Source organism: Amycolatopsis sp. NPDC003861 (assembly GCF_053605405.1).
Genome location: NZ_JBSGJD010000441.1, coordinates 1 through 4,026, shown reverse-complemented (window position 1 = coordinate 4,026; position 4,026 = coordinate 1). Strand labels below are relative to the sequence as shown.

General features: G+C 72.8%; 3 protein-coding genes and 1 pseudogene. All 4 read right to left on the bottom strand.

All coding sequences use genetic code 11. The features are described from left to right. Positions 1-999: pseudogene (locus tag ACWEVN_RS46935) on the bottom strand (hypothetical protein); the annotation flags it as partial. Between the two features lie 9 nt (positions 1,000-1,008). After that, positions 1,009-1,575, bottom strand: coding sequence for a DUF3558 domain-containing protein (locus ACWEVN_RS46930; RefSeq protein ID WP_452055589.1), 567 nt, complete (start codon positions 1,573-1,575; stop codon positions 1,009-1,011). A 16-nt stretch (positions 1,576-1,591) separates the two neighbouring features. Further along, complete coding sequence (locus ACWEVN_RS46925) at positions 1,592-1,933, bottom strand: hypothetical protein (RefSeq protein ID WP_449680108.1); 342 nt, start codon at positions 1,931-1,933, stop codon at positions 1,592-1,594. A gap of 226 nt (positions 1,934-2,159) precedes the next feature. Continuing rightward, a complete protein-coding gene (gene purD / locus ACWEVN_RS46920) occupies positions 2,160-3,434 on the bottom strand; it encodes a phosphoribosylamine--glycine ligase (protein ID WP_449688123.1) in 1,275 nt (424 codons plus the stop codon). Between the last annotated feature and the right edge of the window lie 592 nt (positions 3,435-4,026).

Genomic DNA, 4,026 nt, shown 5'->3' with positions numbered 1-4,026 from the left:
CTGGCCCCCGGCCCCCGGCCCGGGGGTGAAGCGGCCGGCCGGGTCGCCGGACGTGCCGCGGCCCGGGGTGTGGACCCAGCCGGGACCGGGCGACGCCGTCGGCGGCTTCGCGCCCGAGGGCGTCGTCGAACTCGGTGTCGTGTGCTGGACGGGCGGGGCGCCGGCCGCGCCCGCCGAACCGGTCGAGCCGGTCTGGCGCGACGGCTGCTGCGGCTGCTGCGGCGCGGGCCGGGACGGCTGCTGGGCCGCGACGCCGTAGACCGGGGTCGGCGGGTCGGCGTGCACGGTGTGCGACACCGGCTGCACCACCGGCGGATCGACGTGCACCGACCGGACCTTGTCCGAAGCCGGCTTCACGCCGCCGTCCGGCGTCACCGCGACCGCGGCGCCGGCGACGTCCAGCACTCCCGGCGTGATGCCCGGGGCGGCCAGCTTCAGCGACTCCGGGTCGGACAGCGCCTGCGTCGAGAGCAGGTTCGTGCCGCTCTGCTGGGCGTACTCGTTCAGCGCCTGCTGGGCCTGGGCCTTGGCGTCGTTCGCGGCCTCGACCTGCTTGGCGTGGTCGGTCTCGAAGCCGATGAGGCTGACCAGGTTGTCGGTGAGGGTGAAGCCGCCCGCGCCCTTCCGGACCGTCTCGGCGTCCGGCAGCTTGTACTTGGTCCGGTTGAAGGCCTCGCCCTGCTCGAACACCATTTCCGCGGCGTGCGCGACCTTCGTGGTGGCGTCCTGGGAGAAGCCGGCCTTCTCGGTGAAGACCTGGCTCGCCGCGCCACCGGCCTGGCTCTGCCATTCGACGCCGAGTTCGAGCAGCTGCGCGCGCAACGTCTGGTCGGTGTGGGCGAGGGCGGTCGCGACGGCCTTCAGCGCGTCGACGGCGGTGCCGATGCTGCCGGTGCCGTCGCCGTTGATCATCCGGGTGATCTGGTCGGCGATCGCGGTGTTGGTCCAGCCGTCGAACCGGTGGTTCTGGATTCCGGCCGCGAGCTCGGAGAATTCCACGCGCCCTCCCTAGTTGCGTGCTTTCAGGGACTGCAGCGCCAGGTCGGCGGCGTGCGCCGACATGTCGCACAGCTGCGGCTGCGTGAGCCGGCCGCGGGTGATGGCGAAGGTCTGGACGGCCAGCGTCTGGCCCTTCGCGACGCCGACGAGCGTCTCGCAGTCGGCCGGGTCGCCGGCCGCGCGGTAGTTCGTCAGCGCCGGGTAGCCACCGATGGTCTTCGGCTCGGTGGTCATGCTGTTCTTCTTGCGGGTGCCGGTGATCCACTGGCCGAGGTCCGCCGACACGGCTCGCACGTGGTAGGAGTGCACCGGCTCGGCGCCGTCGGCGTCGAACACGCAGGTCCGGCCGTCCTCCTCCGGCGCCTTGCGGGGGACGCTGTTGATCTTCAGCGCGTCGAGCTGCACCTGCGGGAAGATTTCACACAGCTCGACGCCCTGCAGCGACAGGTCGGCCGGCCGCTGCGGGAGCTGGGCGGCCTTGGCGCTCTGCGACGCGGCCGTGGCGGCCGTTTCGACCGGGTACGGGGTGCCTTCGGTGCCCGCGGAGCAGCCGGCGAGCGCCGCCGTCGCGAGCACGCCTCCGGCGATCCGGTTACGCACCGTGCTTGCCGCGGTCACCGAACACCGCCGCCTTCTCCTCTTCGCCGACCTTGTAGTCCTTCGCGGCTTCGCGCAGCTGCTCGACCAGGCGCTTGAGGCCGGCGACGTACTCGCGCACCTGGCCCGCGTAGGAGCGGTCGCCGTCGGCGATCAGGGTGTTCCAGGCCTGGACCGACTGGGTGCTGATCACGTCGGCGGACGGCGCGTCGATCCGCAGCTGGCCGAGCCGGGTGAGCAGCTGGTCTTCGAGGGCGTTGGCCTGCTCTTCGACGATCCGCGCGACGTCGAGCAGCTTGTCGGGGTGGACCAGGACGTCCGCGGCTGCCGGCGCCACCGGGACGGCCGAACCGAAGTCTTGCGGGGGTCCGGGTGGCGGAGCCCCCGGCCCGGGGCGAAGCCCCGGAACAGCGCTGTCGTACGAGGGTCCTGACATGCTCTCCCCTGACGTCATACGGACAGTGACCGGCCGGCTCCTCCGTCGAGGCTACCAACGCGGATGAGTCGGTGAGCCCTGAGTTTGGACGAAGAGTGGGCCCGGCCGGTTCCCCCGATCCGTGGAATCAGGCCCGCTGTTTGGCCGTCGGGGCGCTGATCTCGCCGTTCGCCGCCTTCAGCGCGATGTCCGTGCGGTGGTGCGAGCCCGCGAGGTGGACTTTTTCGACGGTCTCGTAGGCGTGCTTGCGCGCCGCCTTGAGCGACTTCCCGGTGCCGACGACCGAGAGCACGCGGCCGCCGGAGGAGACGACGGCGCCGTCGTCCCGGCGGCGGGTGCCGGCGTGCAGGACGCCTTCCAGCTCGGCCCCGGCGATGACGTCCCCGGTGCGCGGCTTGCCGGGGTAGCCGTCGGCGGCGATCACGACGGTGACCGCGGCGCCGCCGGACCATTCCAGCGGCGGGTGCTCGGCGAGCTTCCCGGTGGCGGTGGCGTGCATCAGCCCGGCGATCGGGGTGCGCAGCAGGGCCAGCACGACCTGCGTCTCCGGGTCGCCGAAGCGGCAGTTGAACTCGATGACCTGCGGGCCGTCGGAGGTCAGCGCGAGGCCGGCGTAGAGCAGGCCGGAGAACGGCGCGCCGCGGTTCACCAGCTCGTCGGCGACCGGCTGGACGACGGTCTCGACCAGCTCGTCGACCAGGTTTTCGGGCGCCCAGGGCAGCGGGGCGTAGGCACCCATGCCGCCGGTGTTCGGGCCGGCGTCGCCGTCGCCGACGCGCTTGAAGTCCTGGGCGGGCAGCAGCGGGACGACGGTGTTGCCGTCGACGAAGCAGAACAGCGAGGCTTCCGGTCCGTCCAAAAAGGATTCGAGGAGGACGGGGTGCCCGCCGTCGAGCAGCATGATGGCGTGCTTGCGCGCGACGTCGATGTCCGGCGTGACGACGACGCCCTTGCCGGCGGCGAGGCCGTCGTCCTTGACGACCCAGGTGGGGCCGAACCGGGCGAGCGCGGCATCGAGCCGGGCGGGGTTGTCGACGACCTCGCTGCGCGCGGTGGGCACGTTCGCGGCGGCCATGACGTCCTTCGCGAAGGCTTTCGACCCTTCGATCCGAGCGGCGGCGGCCGACGGGCCGAAGCAGGCGACGCCGGCCTTCCGCACGGCATCGGCCACCCCGGCGACGAGCGGCACTTCAGGCCCGACGACGACGAGGTCGGCCTGCCAGCTCTTGGCGAGCCCGGCAACGGCCTCGGGATCGGCGGCCTCAACACCGAGCTGCTCGGCGACGGCGGCGGTCCCGGCATTGCCGGGCGCGCAGGCCAGGGCCGTGACGGCGGGATCGCCGGACGCCGCGAGGACGAGTGCATGCTCACGGGCGCCGGAGCCGATTACCAGTACGCGCACGCCGCACAGCGTATCCGGCCGGGTCGGCGGGGCACATCGCACCGTCGCCGGGGGCGGGTTGAGGTCGGCTCGGCGGGCTTCCGGGTGTGCGGCCGGCTTACTTGCTCGGCCAGGGGCGAGGCCGGCGGGTTGCGTGGCCGGCTTACTTGCTCGGGCCAAGGGCGAGGCTGGCGGGTCGCGCAACGAGGGACGGGGTTGTCGTCCCGTTCCCGGCACGGGCGACCTACCTCCGCAGCTCGGCCATCCACAAGTCGCCACCGGCGTGGACAACTCGACCTCCGGCGGCGCAACCGGCAGGTTTCGTCGGGGCGCGCCGATACGCTGGAACCGGGACCGGCCCCCTAGGGAGGGCGGGAAGCTGCGGGCGGCGAGTCAGAGCGCCATAGGCAGCCACCTCACCGGCCCGAACGAGACGCGGACGCCCAAACCGGCACCCCACCCAGACCTCCCCCGCCACCCCGATCCGAAGCCCGAACACGGCCGGTGGTGCCGGGTCAAGGCACGCTTTCCCGCCTTGACGCGGTACCACCGGCCGTAGTGACAATTCCGGCTTCGGGGTGGTGGGCACCAGCCAGGCAACGCCCCAGGTCAG